Below are 17194 nucleotides of genomic sequence, written 5' to 3' on the forward strand. Positions count from 1 at the left end.
ACTTCAGATGCACTTACGGTTGAGTCCCGGCATGCCGGGATCGAGATCGCAGGATCAGAGATCTGGGTGGCGGTGCCAGGTGACGAGCCCGATCTGTGTCGGGCAACCGGAGCAGCATACAACGACTGCGCCAGTACAACGAAACTACCATGGCTGCTCAGGGCCCCGCTCCGCCCCTCTTCCGGCCGGCGGCACCCCGGGGTCTACGCTGCGTCCAGGCCGGCAGCTCAAGGAGGCGCAGGTGGCGCAGGTGCCGCAGACATTCTTCGATGCTCTGGCGGTGCGCACCTGGTGCGGCCTCGCGCTGGAGACGCTGGGACGCGCGCGCGAGGAGATCGACGCGATCAACGTCTACCCCGTGGCCGACGGGGACACGGGCACCAATCTCTATCTCACCGTGGAGTCCGCCGTCGCGGCCGTGGAGGCCGTCTTCGCAGCCCACGAGGTGGGTGCCGGGGTCTCCGGGAAGCCGACGCTGGCCGATGCGGCGGGTGCGATGGCGCACGGCGCGCTGATCGGCGCCCAGGGGAACTCCGGGACGATCCTCGCCCAGCTGCTGCGCGGGATGGCGCAGGTGCTCACCGCCGACGGTGAGACGCCTCACACCGACGGGTCCGGCCTCCGGGCCGCGCTCCGGCACGCGGCCGACTCCGCCCGCCAGGCCGTCGCGCACCCCGTCGAGGGCACGGTCCTGACGGTTGCCTCGGCCGCCGCCGACGCGGCGGAGGGCGCCGAGGGCGACTGCGGGGCGGTGGCACGGGCGGCCTACGAAGGAGCGCGCACCGCACTGGCCGCGACCCCGGGGCAGCTGGCCGTGCTCGGCCGCGCCGGGGTGGTGGACGCCGGCGGACGGGGGCTGGTGGCGGTGCTCGCGGCGCTGGTGGAGACGTTCACCGGTCAGACGCCGCGGCCGGTCGCGAGTTCCGGGGAGCAGGCGTACGTACCGCCCGGCACAGGCACGGACGTGGCCACAGATGGCGATGCACGTACGGGCACGGACACGGCCGATCAGGCTCCTGCCGGTGACGACTGCGCCGCCCCCCAGGCGGGCGGCCCCGCCTTCGAGGTGATCTACCTCCTGGAGGCGGACGACGCGTCCGTGCAGCGGCTGCGGTCCCGTCTCGACGCCCTCGGGGACTCGCTGGTCGTGGTCGGCGGCGACGGCCTGTGGAACGTGCATGTGCACGTGGACGACGCGGGCGCCGCCGTGGAGGCGGGCGTCGAGGCCGGGCGGCCGTACCGCATCCGGATCACCCACTTCGGGCTCGGCGACGTGCACACCACCGGTGGTGGGCGGCCGCCCCGCGAGCGGGTGCAGCGGGCCGTGGTCGCCGTCGTGCCGGGGGAGGGACTGGCCGGGCTGTACTCCGAGGCCGGTGCGACCGCCGTGCTCGCGCGCCCGGGGGAGCGGCCCGCCAGCGGTGAACTCGTCGACGCCGTACGGCGTGCGCACGCGCATGAGGTGGTGCTGCTGCCCAACGACGCCGACCTGCGGCACACCGCTGCCGCGGCGGCCGAGCAGGCCCGTGCCGAGGGCATCCGCGTGGCCCTCATTCCCACCCGCTCCGCGGTCCAGGGGATCGCGGCACTGGCCGTGCACGAGCCGGAGCGCCGCTTCGACGAGGACGTCGTGTCGATGACCTCGGCGGCGGGCGCCACCCGGTACGCCGAGGTCGTCGTCGCCGAGCGCGAGTCCTGGACCATGGCGGGCATCTGCCAGGCCGGCGACGTCCTCGGCCTCGTCGAGGGCGACGTGGCCGTGATCGGCTCCGACGTCACCGCCACCGCGGAGAGCGTCCTCGACCGCATGCTCCAGGCCGGCGGCGAACTCGTCACCCTCGTCCTGGGCGACGACGCCCCCCAGTCCGTCGCCGACCGCCTGGAGGCACGCGTACGCGAGTCCTACCTCGCCGTCGACACGGTGGTGTACCGAGGCGGCCGCCAGGGCGCTCTGCTGCTGATCGGCGTGGAGTAGTGAGGCGTCAACCGGCCGCGCCCCCGTGCCGTCTCAGCCCCGGCCCACACCCCGCATCCGTCTGACCCGGCGCCGCGCGCCCCCTCACCCCGCCCCCTGTTCCTCCACCACCTGCAGCATCTGCTCCGCCTCGGCCCGGCGGGACTGGGCCGTTTCGTCGTCGGTGGGGGCGCCGTCGTACATCGCGAGGACGGTACGCGCGCGTGCGGTGGCGCGGGTGGGGTGGCCGAGGTCGGTCTCCAGCCAGCCCGCGGCGAGTTCCGCGCCGGTGCGGCTGTCCAGGGCGGCGTCGCCGAGGGAGGCGAACACCGTGATCGCCTCGGTGACCTGGGTCAGGGCGTCCTCGAGTGCGGTCCGGATGGCGTCGTCGTCGGCGTCCTCGGAGGTGGAACGGGCGAGCAGGTCGCCGAACTGGCGGTGGGTGTGGCCGAGTTCGGCGGCCAGCCGCTCGCGCGCCCCCTCGTCGTGGCCGTCCCCGTCCAGTGCCGACGCGCACTCCCGGACGGCCTGCGCCATCAACTCCCGTGCGGCGCCCGCCCCGTCCTGCGCGCGCAGCGCCAGCCACGCGCGTGCACGCAGCGAACGGACCAGGCCGTGGACGTCGCCGAGCGAGCGCCACAGCTCGCCCGCGCGCGCGTACGCCCGGTCGGCGTCGGCGGACAGCCCGGCCGCCCCGAGGGACTCGGCGGCGAGATGGGCGAGCGTCGCATGGTCCCGCTGCTCGGGCCAGTGGCGGGCGATCTCGGCGGCCTGCAGCCGCCGTTCGGCCGCCGCGCGATGGTCGCCGAGCTCGCTCAGACAGTCGCCGAGCCACCACTGCGTCTGGACGACCACTCCGTCGCCGTGCGTCTCCTCGTTCAGGTCCGGCAGCGCCGACTCCAGCACCTCCGCGGCCTCCGCGAACCGTCCCTGCCGCAGCAGGAACCCGCCCAGCTGATGCCGCGCCCAGGCGCCGAACGTCGGGCCCTCGCCCGCCTCGTCCGCCCAGTGCGCCGACTCCAGGGCGTGCTCGGCGGCCTCCACGGACAGCCCGCGGCCGCCCAGCACCTCGGCGAGCTGGAGGTGCAGCTGGGCCCGCCCGACCGCCTCCAGATGCGCACCGCCGTGCTCCAGGGCCGCCCGCAGCGCCCGCTCCGCCCCCGAGATGTCGCCCAGATGGTGCGACAGCCCGGCCAGCCGTGCCTCGTACTCCACCGCGAACCACGGCAGCCCGGCCTCGACGAAGGCGGCCGAGGCCCGCCCGAACAGCTCCACGGCCTTCTCCAGGTCGCCCCGGCGCACCGCAAGCTCCGCGAGCATGGCCTGCCCCTCGGCGTACCGCGACGCGATCCGCACGTCGTCCCCGGCATGCCCGCCGACCAGCGCGAGCAGCTCGCGCACGGCGGACTCCGCCGCCGCGAGAACCGTTTCGTCAGGTGCCCCGTCCGCCGTCTCGTCGGCGTCCAGCACCCGCCGCATCAGCACCCGCGCCCGCCCCATCAGCACGGACGCCGTCTGCCGTACGCCCGTGGCGTCCTCGGCGTACAGCGCCAGGACCTGGTCGTACGGCCCGGCGACCGCGGCCAGCGCCTCGTCCACCCGGCCCGTCAGCGCGCGTACGTACGCGGCACGCGTGCGTGCCCCCAGCGCCTCCCCGAGGTCGCCCGCCTCCTCGTACAGATCGGCCGCCCGCTCGAAGAGCTCGGCGCCCTCCGGCCCCCGGCCCATCGCCTCGTGGTCGGCGATCTCGGCGCGGTCGCGGACGTCCAGCTCGGCGTCCGCCGCCGCCCGCGAGACCGCCGCCCAGGCCTCCATGGCGTTCGGCTGCAGGGTGTCGGACATCCGGCGTGCCTCGGCCAGCAGGGCCGCGAGGTCCGGCTCCTGCCCGGGTGCCACGGCCGGCGCCGCGGGAGCGGGGGCCGGGCGGGCGGCGACGGGGTGCGCCGTACGCACGCCGAGCGGCAGCCGTTCCACCAGTTGGGGCTGCGCCATGCGCGCGCGTGCCCGTTCGCTCACGTGCGAGGTGCCGTTGCGCTCGTCGAAACGCCCGGCCAGGGCGAGCGCCTCCACGCGCGCGTGCGCGCCGAGTTCGCGCGCGGTCCACGTCCGGCCGACCGGTCCCGGCACCTGCCGGTCGCCCAGCCCCGTCTCCTCCAGGCGCCGCATGAGCAGCGCCACCACGCTCAAAAAGTCCAGCCTGCTGCGCGGGTGCCCGGTGTCCGTGAAGTACGTCGGCCGCTCCGCGAGCAGCTCAAGGCCGCGTGCCTCGTTGCCGCTCAGGGCGCAGAACTCCACGTGGTCGGCGTACGCGCCCCGCATGCTCTCCATGCCCCGCACCAGCCGGAAGCCGCGCAGATGGTGCGCGCGTGCCTCGTCCGTGCGGCCCAGCCGCAGCAACGGCGCCAGGGAGGACGCGAGGACGGCGTGCGGCTCGTGCGCGCAGGTGAACTCGCCGCCCAGAACCGGCGCCCACAGCGCCAACGCCTTGGCGTCGTGCCCCTGCTCCGCCTGCCACCAGCCCTGCTCGTGCAGCTCGCACGCATGGCAGTCGGCCATGCTGTCGCGGTCGGCGGCCAGCCACGCCGCGTACGCCCGCTCCGCGCGCGGGACGTCCCCGAGGTGCGCGGCCACACTGAACTCGGCGCTGCGCACGGCCCGTTCGGAGTGCCCGGCGAGCCGGTAGCGGTGCTCCATCTCGCCGAGCCACTTCTCGATCGAGGCGAGCGGGATGTGCGGCTGGTCGAGCATGCCGGACGACATCCACTTGAAGACCCAGTGCAGCGAGTGCACCTCGTACTCGTCGAAATCCTCGGGCCGTTCGTCCCACATGCGCAGCAGACGCGCGAAGGGGACGAACATCTTGTCCTTCTCGGAGCTGTAGTTGTAGACCTTCAGCTGGTGCCCGAGCGCCTCGATCACGGCGAGCGGTATGCCCAGTTTCTCGGCCTCGGCGAGCAGTTGCTCCGCGCGCGCGTTGCGCGCGGGGCCCTCCGGCTGCTCGCCGTTCTCCGCCATCGCCCGGCGCAGGGAGTCGAAGTCGGTGATCGAGCTCATCAGAAACCGCCCCCCGAGGAGTCGCCCGTCGCATCGGATTCGCCGTGGGTCGCCCATTCCAGCAGGCCGATGAACGCACGGTTCAGCAGCGCCGTGTCCGCCGGCCGCAGCGGGCGCTGCGCCATCAGCAGCGCCCGTCCGTAGAGGGACTCCGTGGCCGTGCCGATCAGTTCCGCGTCACGCAGCGAACTGATCCTGCGGATCAGCGGGTTGAGATGGTTGAGCACCAGACGCGCGCGGGGCGCACCGCCGCGCAGCGAGCCCAGGATCCCGGCCCACAGGTCGTCCGCCTGTGCTTCGGCCTCGGCGCGGGCCTGCTCATGGCGGGCGACCCGGTCGTCGAGGTGCAGGGCGGGGACGGAGAGCGGGTGGAAGGAGCGCAGTGCAATGTCACATTGCAGAGGATCCAGCCGGGCCCGCGCCACCGCCAGGAACTCCGACAGCGCCAGCTCCTCCGCCGGATCCACCGCGTCCAGATGCGCCGTCACGGTGTCCGCGTCCAGCTCGGCGACCACCGTCCCGGGCCGCACCGACGGCAGCGCCTCGACCAGCTCGCTGTCGTACGTGTAACCGCCGTTGACCACCCCGACGCCCTGCGCGGAGGCGATCGGCGCGACCTGCCGGTACTCCTCGACGGTCCGCGTGAAGTGCACCACCGGGTGCCGCTGCGCGAACTCCTCCAGGGACAGCTGCCCGTCGGTCGTCTCGAAGGGCAGCCACGGCAGCATCGTGCGCAGCATCTCCCGGTCGTGCCGCGCCAGGGACTTCACACCCAGGTGATGCACGGACAGGAAGGCCGCGAGCCGCTCCGGATCACCGGCCGCGAGCCCGGTCAGCCAGGACCGGATCCGCTCGCCCAGTGCCTCCCGTACGGCGGCCAGCGTCTCGTCCTCGTACAGCGACTCGCGCGAGGCCGTGGGCCGCAGGCTGTCCGTGTCCAGGACGCACCGCACGAAGAACGCCCAGTCCGGCAGCAGCTGTTCGGCCCGCTCGGTCAGCAGCATGCCCTTGAGATGCACCCGGTGCGTCGCCCGCTGCGCCGGGCTGACCGCCGACGGCAGCACGTACGCCACCCCGCGGATCCCGGCCAGCGGCACGTCCAGCTCGATCGAGTCCAGCGGCGTGAAGCCGAACAGGTCGTGACAGTGCCGGGCCAGGGCGACCCGGCGGGTGGCGGGGGAGGGGTACGGGCGGTCCCAGGGCGCCGGCAGATCGGTGACCGCCTCGTCGCCGACCCGGACGTCGTACGGCAGCAGTGAGCCGAAGTCCCGTGCCAGCGTGAGCACTCGCTCGCGTGTGAGCCACTCGCCCGCGCCCGCGCGCGCCGTCAGATGCACGGTGGTGCCCGGTTCGGGCCGCGCGTCGTGCGGCAGCGTCCGCACCGTGTACGAACCGTCGTCGCTCGCCGTCCACTCGACCGGTGCCGCGTCCGGCGTACGGGCGCTGCGGCTGACCACCCGGATCCGCTCGGCGACCACGAAGCAGGCCAACAGGCCGATCCCGAACTGCCCGAGGAAGTCGGATCGCACCTCCTGGATCCCGGCGGCACTCGCATCGGCCCGCTTGGAGCTGCGCCCGATGGTGGCCAGCAGGCTGTGCACATCGGCCTCGGTGAGACCCACGCCCGTGTCCTCGACCCGCAGGGCGGCGCCCGCCTGGGAGTCCACGTACAGCCGCACCCTCGCGGGAGCGTCGGGCTGCTCCGCGCGACGGGCCGTGATGGCGTCCACGGCGTTCTGCAGCAGCTCCCGCAGATAGACCCGGGGACTGGAGTAGAGGTGATGGGAGAGCAGGTCCACCAGGCCGCGCAGATCGACCTGGAAGGTGTGAGGTGACTGGGACGGCTGGGATGACTGTGAGGTCTGGAAGTCCATCGTCGCAGCGCCGGTGGGGGGACGTCGCACGGCGCGGGGTCGGGCGGTACCTGGTGGGGCGGTGACCGCGGGCGTGGCCGGAGCGCGCCATCCTACGGCCGGAACCAGCCGTCTGACCAGGGGTTTCCCGCGACGTATACGGCAATGTCAGTGGCGTGGTGTGCAATGGATCTCGTGCCCGCACTGCAAGAACCACTGCAACAGCCGCTGAAGTCGGTGCTCGGCCCCGCCACCGCGAAGGTGATGGCCGAGCACCTCGGCCTGCACACCGTCGGAGACCTCCTCCACCACTACCCGCGCAGATACGAGGAGCGCGGCCAGCTCACCCACCTCGCCGACCTCCCCATGGACGAGCACGTCACGGTGGTCGCGATGGTCGCCGACGCCCGGCTGCACACCTTCGCCTCGGCCAGGGCCCCCCGCGGCAAGGGCCAGCGGCTGGAGGTCACGATCACCGACGGCAGCGGCCGCCTCCAACTGGTCTTCTTCGGCAACGGCGTTCACAAACCCCACAAGGAACTCCTGCCGGGCACCCGCGCGATGTTCGCGGGCAAGGTCTCCGTTTTCAACCGCCGCCTGCAGCTGGCCCATCCGGCCTACGAGCTGCTCCGCGGCGACGACCCCTCCGAGTCGGTCGAGACCTGGGCCGGCGCCCTGATCCCGCTGTACCCGGCCACCGCCAAGCTGGAGTCCTGGAAGATCGGCAAGGCGGTCCAGACGGTCCTGCCGACCGCTCAGGACGCCGTGGACCCCCTCCCTCCCGCGCTCCGCGAGGGCCGGGGCCTGGTCACCCTCCCCGAGGCCCTCCTCAAGATCCACCGCCCCCAGACCAAGGCGGACATCGAGGACGCCCGCTCCCGCCTGAAGTGGGACGAGGCCTTCGTCCTCCAGGTCGCCCTCGCCCGCCGCCGCCACGCCGACGCCCAACTCCCCGCCGTGGCCCGCAGACCCAAGCCCGACGGCCTGCTCACCGCCTTCGACGACCGCCTCCCCTTCACCCTCACCGAGGGCCAGCAGAAGGTCTCCAAGGAGATCTTCGACGACCTGGCCACAGAACATCCGATGCACCGGCTGCTGCAGGGCGAGGTCGGTTCGGGCAAGACGATGGTGGCGCTGCGCGCCATGCTCGCCACCGTCGACGCCGGCGGGCAGGCCGCCATGCTCGCGCCCACCGAGGTCCTCGCCCAGCAGCATCACCGCTCCGTCGTCGAGATGATGGGGGAGCTGGCCGAGGGAGGCATGCTCGGCGGATCCGAGCACGCCACCAAGGTGGTGCTGCTCACCGGCTCCATGGGCACCGCCGCACGCCGCCAGGCGATGCTGGACCTGGCCACCGGCGAGGCCGGCATCGTGATCGGCACGCACGCGCTGATCGAGGACAAGGTCCAGTTCCACGACCTCGGACTCGTCGTGGTGGACGAGCAGCACCGCTTCGGCGTCGAGCAGCGCGACGCCCTGCGCGGCAAGGGCAAGCAGCCCCCGCACCTCCTGGTCATGACGGCCACCCCCATCCCGCGCACGGTCGCCATGACCGTCTTCGGCGACCTGGAGACCTCCGTCCTCGACCAGCTCCCCGCGGGCCGCTCACCCATCGCCTCCCATGTCGTCCCGGCCGCCGACAAGCCGCACTTCCTCGCCCGCGCCTGGGAGCGCGTCCGCGAGGAGGTGGAGAGCGGCCATCAGGCGTACGTCGTCTGCCCCCGCATCGGCGACGACATCGACCAGGCCGACGCGAAGAAGTCCAACAAGCAGAAGTCCCCCGAGGACGAGGCGGAGAGGCGCCCGCCGCTCGCCGTCCTCGACGTGGCGGCCCAGCTCGCCAAGGGCCCCCTGAAGGGCCTCGCCGTCGAGGTGCTGCACGGCAGGATGCACCCCGACGACAAGGACGCCGTCATGCGCCGCTTCGCCGCCGGCGACACCGACGTCCTGGTCGCGACGACGGTGATCGAGGTCGGGGTCAACGTCCCGAACGCCACGGCGATGGTGGTCATGGACGCCGACCGCTTCGGCGTCTCCCAGCTCCACCAGCTCCGCGGCCGCGTGGGCCGAGGCTCCGCCCCCGGCCTCTGCCTCCTGGTCACCGAGATGCCCGAGGCCAGCCCGGCCCGCCAGCGCCTGGGCGCGGTCGCCTCCACCACCGACGGCTTCGAACTCTCCCGCATCGACCTCGAACAACGCCGCGAGGGCGACGTCCTCGGCCAGGCCCAGTCCGGCGCCCGCTCCAGCCTCCGCGTCCTCGCGGTCATCGAGGACGAGGACGTCATCGCAGAGGCCCGAGAGGAAGCAGCCCGCCTGGTGGCGGAGGACCCCGACCTGACCTCACTCCCGGGCCTACGCACAGCCCTGGAAGCCCTCTTGGACGAGGAAAGAGAGGGGTACTTGGAAAAGGGCTGAGGAGAAGCGGTTTTTAGGGGCGCGGGGCTGTAGTCCATTTGCGGCTACCGCCGCGCGGGCGCGACCAGCCACAATGAACGTAAACCCGCCCACAATCAAGGACCACAGATGACCCGCGTGATCGCCGGCGAAGCCGGCGGACGACGCCTCCAGGTACCCCCAGGAAACAACACCCGCCCCACCTCGGACCGCGCCAAAGAGGGCCTCCTCTCCACATGGCAGTCCCTCCTGGGCGCCCCCCTCAACGGCGAACGCATCCTCGACCTCTACGCCGGCTCCGGCGCCGTCGGCCTGGAAGCCCTCTCACGCGGCGCGAGCCACACCCTCCTGGTCGAGGCGGACCCCCGCGCCGCCCGCACGATCCGGGAGAACGTCAGGAGCCTCGGCCTCCCGGGCGCCGGGGTCAGATCGGGCAAAGCGGAACAGATCATCCAGACTTCGGCGCCGGCAAACCCGTACGACATCGTGTTCCTCGACCCTCCGTACCGTGTCACGGATCACGATCTTCGGGAGATCCTGCTCACACTCCGCTCGGGGGGCTGGCTCGCGCCGGAGGCGATCGTCACCGTGGAGCGCAGCACCCGAGGCGGCGAATTCGGGTGGCCGGACGGCTTCGAGGCGATCCGGTCCCGTCGCTACGGCGAGGGAACGTTTTGGTACGGTCGCGCCGCCTCAACGTGCGAAAACGCACGATGACCGGACCGGAGAGCGAGGGATCACAAGTGCGCCGCGCCGTATGTCCCGGGTCGTTCGACCCGATCACCAACGGACACCTCGACATCATTTCTCGCGCCTCCCGTCTGTACGACGAGGTCTATGTCGCGGTGATGATCAACAAGGCCAAGAAGGGCCTGTTCGAGATCGACGAGCGGATCGAGCTGATCCGCGAGGTCACCGCCGAGTACGGAAACGTACGGATCGAGGCCTTCCACGGCCTCCTCGTCGACTACTGCAAGCAGCGCGACATCCCCGCCATCGTCAAGGGCCTGCGCGCGGTCAGCGACTTCGACTACGAGCTGCAGATGGCGCAGATGAACAACGGCCTGTCGGGCGTGGAGACGCTCTTCGTGCCGACCAACCCCACCTACAGCTTCCTGTCCTCCTCGCTCGTCAAGGAGGTCGCCACCTGGGGCGGAGACGTCTCGCACCTGGTGCCGCCGGTGGTCCTGGAGGCCCTCAACAAGCGCCTGCGCAAGGACTGATGAGACCGGCGGACCGATGGGGCTACAGTCGTCCCGTCCGTCTCCAACACATCGGTAGAGAGTGGCGAGCACACGGTGGACGTGCAGAAGAAGCTCGACGAGATCGTCGCGGCGGTCTCCAGTGCCCGGGCCATGCCCATGTCGGCCTCGTGCGTGGTCAACCGCGCGGAGCTGCTCGCCCAGCTCGAAGAGGTCCGCGCGGCGCTGCCCGGCTCCCTCGCACAGGCGCAGGAGCTGATCGGCGACCGTGAGCAGATGGTCGAGCAGGCCCGCCAGGAGGCCGAGCGGATCATCCAGACGGCGCACGCCGAGCGCGGCTCGCTGATCTCCGACACCGAGGTCGCCCGCCGCTCGCAGAACGAGGCCGACCGCATCCTCGCCGAGGCCCGTAAGGAGGCCGAGGAGATCCGCGCCGAGGCCGACGACTACGTCGACTCCAAGCTCGCCAACTTCGAGGTCGTCCTCACCAAGACCCTCGGCTCCGTCGGCCGCGGCCGCGAGAAGCTCCTCGGTACGGGCCCGGGCCTCGACGAACAGGGCTACGAGGACGAGGACGCCCCCGAGCGCAGCCACGACCCGGAGACCCTGCGCAAGGACGCCGACGCCTATGTGGACGTCAAGCTCGGCGCCTTCGAGGCGGTCCTCGCCAAGACCCTGGAGGCCGTCGGCCGCGGCCGGCAGAAGCTGCACGGCCGGATCGCCTCCGACGACCTGAGCGCCCTCGCCGACGACAGCACCTCCTTCCAGCACTCCAGCGACGCCGACTACCTGGCCGACCTCGCGGCGCTCGCCGAGCAGGAGGTCCAGGCCGCCCCGGCCGAGCAGCCGCAGCCCGTCCAGCAGCAGGACTACACGCAGGCCCAGCCGGCCTACGGCTACCAGCAGCAGGCCGACCCGTACGCAGGCGCCTATCAGCAGCAGGGCTACGGCCAGCAGGACGCCTACGGCTACCAGCAGGCGGATCCGTACGGCTACCAGGGCTACGACGCCCAGCAGGCCGCGTACGACCCGAACCAGATGCAGCAGGGCCACCAGACCCCGCAGGGGCACGACGCGTACGCCCTCGACGAGACCAGCCTCTTCGACACCGGGATGATCACGCCCGAGCAGCTGAGGGCGTACGAGCAGGGGCGCGGCCAGTAGCGGACCCGCGGATTGGGCCGTGAGCGAAAGGACCGGTATCCTGGCTCTTCGGTCGCGTGTACGTCCGCGATCAGCGCTGCCCACAGACACCGAGGGTGGCGTCCCTCTGAGCTCAGAAGATCGAAAGCAGGAATGGCCCCCAACGCTCGCCTCGACCACCGCAACCCCCTCGTGTTCGACACGCACGAGCTGGGACGGCGTCCCGGTGCGCTGCAGAGGCTGTCCCGTACGGTCGACGCTCCCAAGGACCTCGGTCTGCAGGGCGTCGTCGGAGTGCCGGAAGGCGCCCCGGTGGAGCTCGAACTCCGGCTCGAGTCGGTCATGGAAGGGGTGCTTGTCACAGGCACCGCCCGTGCACAGGCCGAGGGGGAGTGCGTAAGGTGTCTGGAGCCGCTTCAGCTCGACGTCGAAGCGGAATTCCAGGAGATGTTCTCGTACCCTGACGCCGACGAGCGGGGCCGCGTCACAGCGGATCCCGACGACGACGCCGAGGACGACGAGGACAGGCTCTTTCTCGAGGACGGACTGTTCGACCTCGAGCCCGTGCTGCGTGATGCGGTGGTGCTCGCACTGCCGATGCAGCCGGTGTGCCAGGACGACTGCCCAGGCCTGTGCTCCGAGTGCGGAGCCCGGCTGGCGGACGACCCGGACCACCACCACGACGCCGTCGACATCCGTTGGGCGGCACTGCAGGGACTCGCCGGTTCACTCGAAGACGGCGAGAAGGACGAGATGAGCGGCGCTGACGCGGAAGCGGGCGTCGACGAGAAGCAGGAGAAGTAGCCGTGGCTGTTCCGAAGCGGAAGATGTCGCGCAGCAACACGCGCCACCGCCGGTCGCAGTGGAAGGCTGCGGTCCCCACCCTGGTTGCGTGTGAGCGCTGCCACGAGCCCAAGCAGCAGCACATCGCGTGCCCGTCTTGCGGCACCTACAACAAGCGCCAGGTCCTCGAGGTCTGAGCGGCTGGTGAGAGGCACCGTGTCCACTGCCAAGAAGGCGGATGACGCCAAGGCGGATCCACCCGCCAAGAAGAAAGCGGACAACACGGCCTCGTCCCACACGCTTCTGGAAGGGCGGCTCGGGTACAAGCTCGAGTCCGCCCTTCTGGTGCGTGCGCTGACCCACCGTTCGTACGCGTACGAGAACGGCGGTCTGCCGACCAACGAGCGGCTGGAGTTCCTCGGGGACTCCGTGCTCGGCCTCGTGGTCACGGACACGCTGTACACCACCCACCCCGACCTGCCCGAGGGCCAACTGGCCAAGCTGCGGGCCGCGGTGGTCAATTCGCGTGCGCTGGCGGAGGTCGGTCGCGGTCTGGAACTCGGCTCCTTCATCCGGCTCGGCCGGGGCGAAGAGGGCACGGGCGGCCGGGACAAGGCGTCCATCCTCGCCGACACCCTGGAAGCGGTGATCGGCGCGGTCTATCTCGACCAGGGCCTCGATGCGGCCTCCGAACTGGTGCACCGCCTGTTCGACCCGCTGATCGAGAAGTCCTCGAACCTCGGAGCCGGCCTGGACTGGAAGACATCCCTCCAGGAGCTCACCGCGACCGAAGGGCTCGGCGTGCCCGAGTACCTGGTCACGGAGACCGGCCCCGACCACGAGAAGACCTTCACTGCTGCCGCCCGCGTCGGAGGCGTCTCGTACGGCACCGGCACCGGCCGCAGCAAGAAGGAGGCGGAACAGCAGGCCGCCGAGTCCGCCTGGAGGTCCATCCGGGCCGCGGCGGACGAGCGAGCCGAGAAAGCGGCGGCCGAGAAGGCCGCCGAGGACGGCCAAGGTCCGTCGTCCGTCTCCGCCTGACAAGGCTCCCTGCCCGCCAGGGTCCCTGTCCGACGAACAGCGCAACCTGAGCGCCCGCGCCGCCCGGGGCGGGCGCTCGGATCTTCCACAGTCCGGTACGGGGGTCGTCATGCCCGAGTTGCCCGAGGTCGAGGTCGTCCGGCGCGGCCTGGAGCGGTGGGTCGCCCACCGTGTCGTCGCCGACGCCGAGGTGCTGCACCCGCGTGCCGTACGGCGCCATGTGGCCGGTGCCGACGACTTCGCGCACCGCCTCAAGGGGCACCGCGTCGGCGTTCCGAGCCGCCGCGGCAAGTATCTGTGGCTGCCCCTGGAGGACACCCACCAGTCGGTCCTGGCCCACCTCGGCATGAGCGGCCAGCTCCTGGTCCAGCCGGATGCGGCCCCCGACGAGAAGCACCTCAGGATCCGCGTCCGTTTCGCGGACGACCTCGCGACCGAACTCCGCTTCGTCGACCAACGCACCTTCGGCGGCCTGTCGTTGCACGACAACACCCCCGAGGGACTGCCGGACGTCATCGCGCACATCGCCCGCGATCCGCTCGACCCGCTCTTCGACGACGAGGCCTTCCACCAGGCGCTGCGACGCAAGCGCACGACGATCAAACGGGCCCTGCTGGACCAGTCGTTGATCAGCGGCGTCGGCAACATCTACGCGGACGAGGCCCTTTGGCGCGCCCGCATCCACTACGAGCGCCCCACGTCCGGCTTCACCCGCCCGCGCACCGCCGAACTCCTCGGCCACGTCAGGGACGTGATGAACGCGGCACTGGCCGTCGGCGGCACCAGCTTCGACAGCCTCTACGTCAACGTCAACGGGGAGTCGGGCTACTTCGACCGGTCGCTGGACGCGTACGGCCGCGAGGGTCTGCCCTGCAAGAGGTGCGGCACGCCGATGCGCCGGCGCCCCTGGATGAACCGCTCCAGCTATTTCTGCCCGAAGTGTCAGCGGGCGCCGCGGGCCGCGTCGTAGCGCTCGCGGGCGGCGAGGACCTCGTCCATGCGGCCTTCCACCAGGTGCACGAGGCTCATCAGCCGCTCGGCGACCTCGTGGCCGAGCGGGGTCAGTTCGTAGTCCACGCGGGGCGGGTTCGTCGGCTGGGCCTCGCGGTGCACCAGGCCGTCACGCTCCAGCGCGTGCAGCGTCTGGGAGAGCATCTTCTCGCTGACGCCGTCGACCCGCCGGCGCAGCGCGTTGAACCGCAGGCTGCCCTCACGCAGCGCGCACAGCGTCAGCCCGCCCCAGCGCCCGGTGACATGCTCCAGCGTCCCGCGCGAGGGACAGACCTTGGCGAACACGTCATACGGAAGGCCACGCGCATGCGTGAGCTCCTGCGAGGTCTCCATCCCTCAAGCGTACTCGAACACAGCGCTACCCAACGGGGTGCGCTAACCGGGAGTCAGCGCACCCGCGGGTGATGTCAGTAGCCGAAGTCCTGGGTCCACCAAGGGCCGCCCGACCCGAAGTGCACGCCGACGCCGAGGGTCTTGAAGTCGCAGTTCAGGATGTTCGCCCGGTGGCCGGGGCTGTTCATCCAGGCCTCCATCACGGCGGCCGCGTCGGCCTGGCCCCGGGCTATGTTCTCGCCGCCCAGGGTGGTGATGCCGAGCTCGGAGGCCCGGTCCCACGGAGTGGCCCCGGTCGGGTCCGTGTGGTCGAAGAAGCCCTCCGCGGCCATGGCCGCGCTGAAGGCCTCGGCCAGTTCCGTCAGCGTGCTGTTGGCGGACACCGCGCTGCAGCCGACCTTGGCCCGCTCCTCGTTGACCAGCTTGAGCACCTCCGCCTCGGCGGCGGCCTCCGCGGAGACCGTCACCGGCGGGGCCGTCTCCTTGGGCGGCTGGGTCTCCTTCTTCGGAGGCGAGGCCGTCGGCTTCTTGGCGGGCGCCTTCGGCTTCTTCGTCGGCGCCTCGGTGGGCGCCGCCGTCGAGGTCGACGGGGCCGGCGACGGCGAGGCCGAACGGTCTGCGTCGCGGCTCGTCGAGGACCCCTGGTCGCGGCCCTGGACATTGCCGGAGGTACCGCCCTGCTCCGTCGCGGAGTTGGTCGGGGTGCCCGCGGCCTGCACCTTGTCGCCGCTGCCGCCACCGCCGCCGAGCTTGTAGTTGTCGAGTCCGGGCATGGCACCCGTGGCGACCGCGACGGTGCCGATGGCGACCGCGGCGGACACACCGAGCAGTCCGGTGCGCACCGGCGTCACGGTCTTCTTCTTGCGCCGCGTCCCGCCGCGCCCCGAGCCCTTCCGGGGCGCGAGCCCGTGCTCCGGGAAGACGGTGGTGAAGTCCTCCTCGGAGGCGAAGAGGTAGGCGGCACTGCGCGCCTCGGCCTCCGCGTACCGGTCGGTGCGTATCTCGCCGTAGGCATCCGTGCCGAGGTCGGCGCCGGCCTCGGTGTAGGTGTCGGTGCCGGCCTCGGTGGCGTACTCGTCGGAGCGCAGATACGGGGCGATGCCGATGGTCGGCTCCGCCTCACTCGCGTAGGCCTCCGGCGGTTCGTAGCTGTACGAGTACTTCCGGGGGTCGTAGCCGCTCGTGTACGAGCCGTCTCTTCCCGTGACCCCCGTGGCGCGTCCCGTGGCGGCGCGGCCGGCGGCTGAGCGTCGGTGGCGTCCCATGTTCTGGCCTTCCTCGTTCCGTGGCCGTCTCGCGCCCTACCGGCTCGCGAGTGACCCAACTCACTCGATCGAGTGAGTTTCATATGAGATTCACTGGGTGGGGACGGTACCGCATGGCGCCAGGGGAGGAAGTGTCCCGAGAGACATTGGCCGGTTAGGTTGCACCCATGAGCGAGGATGTGCGACTGGTCGCCTGGGTGCGAGGACGCGTCCAAGGTGTGGGTTTCCGCTGGTTCACCCGGGCCAAGGCCCTCGAACTCGGAGGCCTTAGTGGTTTTGCTCTCAATTTGGGGGACGGACGGGTCCAGGTGGTCGCGGAGGGCCCCCGGGAGCGGTGTGAAGGACTCCTCGGCTGGCTCCGGGGAGACGACACGCCCGGCCGGGTCGACGGTGTCACCGAGATCTGGGACACACCCCGCGGAGGCTACGACGGCTTCGCCATCCGCTGACCCCATTGTGTAAATCAGCCCAGGCGACAGCGCCGGAACGTGCCAACAGCAGCTGCCCGGAGCAGAAACTGCCTGGTGGTTGCCAAGAACCACTTGTCGTGGCAGGCTCCGCACCTAGAAGTGATCGCCACGCCCCGAGGGCCCCGCAGGAGTCGTAGCGCCGCCGCTTTCAGGCCGCGCACCACCGGGTTGCCCGCCAATACGGGGCGTGATCGTGTTGACCGTCAAACTTTTTGGTGAGACGCTGAAAGCACCCCGCGCACCTTAGCTGTTTGGCATGGATGAACGGCAGCACGAACTCAAGAGTGTCAAGCACCGCGGGTGCGATTCCCTCACGACCCACACCGCTTCGGTCGGTCACTCAGTGTGGAGGACCATCCATCATGGCAAAGGCGCTTCTCGGTTACGTCGGCGGCTCCGACCCTCGACTCCTCGCCGAGATGCGACGGCTCCAGCAGCGCGTCCAGGACCTGGAATCCGAGCTCGTACGGATCCAGGCGGAGAACGACGCGCTCGCGGCTGCCGCTTCTCACGACAGGATCATGGAGAGCATCGACGCACACCAGGCGGAGCCTGCGCTCACCTGATCACTGCATCGAACCGCGACAGCAGTGGTTGGGCCGCCCGTATCAACCGCTAAGTTGTCAGAGTTTGCAAGGGACGCTTCGGCGTCCCTTCCTTCTTTCCCCCGCGCATCCTTTCACCCTCTACA

The 17194-nt window shown here is 71.3% G+C and carries 15 protein-coding genes; 11 read left to right on the forward strand and 4 right to left on the reverse strand.

The genetic code is table 11. From position 1 onward, the window contains the following. The first annotated feature begins 241 nt into the window (after window positions 1-241). Entirely contained in the window at window positions 242-1975 is a 1734-nt protein-coding gene (locus MQN93_RS32975; RefSeq protein ID WP_016432432.1) for a DAK2 domain-containing protein, read from the forward strand. 84 nt (window positions 1976-2059) lie between these two features. Here MQN93_RS32975 and MQN93_RS32980 read toward each other — a convergent pair whose 3' ends face one another. Next, the gene (locus tag MQN93_RS32980; protein WP_242712429.1) at window positions 2060-5008 is read right to left on the reverse strand and encodes a tetratricopeptide repeat protein; all 2949 of its coding nucleotides are present in this window, start codon (window positions 5006-5008) and stop codon (window positions 2060-2062) included. Beyond that, window positions 5008-6882 carry an HSP90 family protein gene (locus MQN93_RS32985; RefSeq protein WP_242712430.1) on the reverse strand — a complete coding sequence of 625 codons (1875 nt, stop codon included), beginning with the start codon at window positions 6880-6882 and terminating at the stop codon, window positions 5008-5010. The genes MQN93_RS32980 and MQN93_RS32985 overlap by 1 nt, the downstream gene beginning before the upstream one ends. A gap of 165 nt (window positions 6883-7047) precedes the next feature. Here MQN93_RS32985 and recG point away from each other — a divergent pair, with 165 nt between their 5' ends. From recG to mutM, 8 genes are all read left to right on the forward strand, one after another. After that, window positions 7048-9276, forward strand: coding sequence for an ATP-dependent DNA helicase RecG (gene recG, locus MQN93_RS32990; protein WP_242712431.1), 2229 nt, complete (start codon window positions 7048-7050; stop codon window positions 9274-9276). A gap of 108 nt (window positions 9277-9384) precedes the next feature. Beyond that, window positions 9385-9972 (forward strand): 16S rRNA (guanine(966)-N(2))-methyltransferase RsmD, encoded by a 588-nt coding sequence (gene rsmD / locus MQN93_RS32995; RefSeq protein WP_242712432.1) that lies wholly within the window; start codon window positions 9385-9387, stop codon window positions 9970-9972. A gap of 26 nt (window positions 9973-9998) precedes the next feature. Further along, the gene (coaD, locus tag MQN93_RS33000) at window positions 9999-10478 is read left to right on the forward strand and encodes a pantetheine-phosphate adenylyltransferase (RefSeq protein WP_037780346.1); all 480 of its coding nucleotides are present in this window, start codon (window positions 9999-10001) and stop codon (window positions 10476-10478) included. Window positions 10479-10553: 75 nt separating this feature from the next. Beyond that, window positions 10554-11621: an ATP synthase F0 subunit B gene (locus MQN93_RS33005; protein WP_242712433.1), complete on the forward strand. Its 1068-nt coding sequence runs from the start codon at window positions 10554-10556 to the stop codon at window positions 11619-11621. Window positions 11622-11753: 132 nt separating this feature from the next. Next, on the forward strand, window positions 11754-12404 hold the full coding sequence (locus MQN93_RS33010; RefSeq protein WP_016432425.1) for a YceD family protein: 651 nt from the start codon (window positions 11754-11756) through the stop codon (window positions 12402-12404). 2 nt (window positions 12405-12406) lie between these two features. Next, a complete protein-coding gene (gene rpmF, locus MQN93_RS33015; protein WP_003951102.1) occupies window positions 12407-12580 on the forward strand; it encodes a 50S ribosomal protein L32 in 174 nt (57 codons plus the stop codon). 7 nt (window positions 12581-12587) lie between these two features. After that, window positions 12588-13424 (forward strand): ribonuclease III, encoded by an 837-nt coding sequence (gene rnc / locus MQN93_RS33020; protein ID WP_016432424.1) that lies wholly within the window; start codon window positions 12588-12590, stop codon window positions 13422-13424. A gap of 109 nt (window positions 13425-13533) precedes the next feature. Beyond that, window positions 13534-14394 carry a bifunctional DNA-formamidopyrimidine glycosylase/DNA-(apurinic or apyrimidinic site) lyase gene (mutM, locus tag MQN93_RS33025; protein WP_242712434.1) on the forward strand — a complete coding sequence of 287 codons (861 nt, stop codon included), beginning with the start codon at window positions 13534-13536 and terminating at the stop codon, window positions 14392-14394. On the opposite strand, the gene MQN93_RS33030 is transcribed toward mutM, so the two are convergent. After that, entirely contained in the window at window positions 14367-14768 is a 402-nt protein-coding gene (locus tag MQN93_RS33030; protein WP_242712435.1) for a winged helix-turn-helix transcriptional regulator, read from the reverse strand. The genes mutM and MQN93_RS33030 overlap by 28 nt on opposite strands. Before the next feature lie 74 nt (window positions 14769-14842). Continuing rightward, window positions 14843-16033 carry a CAP domain-containing protein gene (locus MQN93_RS33035; RefSeq protein ID WP_242712436.1) on the reverse strand — a complete coding sequence of 397 codons (1191 nt, stop codon included), beginning with the start codon at window positions 16031-16033 and terminating at the stop codon, window positions 14843-14845. Between the two features lie 167 nt (window positions 16034-16200). Between MQN93_RS33035 and MQN93_RS33040 the strand changes: the two genes are divergently transcribed. Together MQN93_RS33040 and MQN93_RS33045 are read left to right on the forward strand one after the other, a co-directional pair. Further along, window positions 16201-16482 (forward strand): acylphosphatase, encoded by a 282-nt coding sequence (locus MQN93_RS33040; RefSeq protein WP_016432420.1) that lies wholly within the window; start codon window positions 16201-16203, stop codon window positions 16480-16482. A gap of 383 nt (window positions 16483-16865) precedes the next feature. Beyond that, window positions 16866-17069 (forward strand): hypothetical protein, encoded by a 204-nt coding sequence (locus tag MQN93_RS33045; protein WP_016432419.1) that lies wholly within the window; start codon window positions 16866-16868, stop codon window positions 17067-17069. Window positions 17070-17194 lie beyond the last annotated feature (125 nt).

Source organism: Streptomyces spinosisporus (assembly GCF_022698145.1).
In the GTDB taxonomy this organism is placed as follows: Bacteria; Actinomycetota; Actinomycetes; order Streptomycetales; family Streptomycetaceae; genus Streptomyces; species Streptomyces spinosisporus.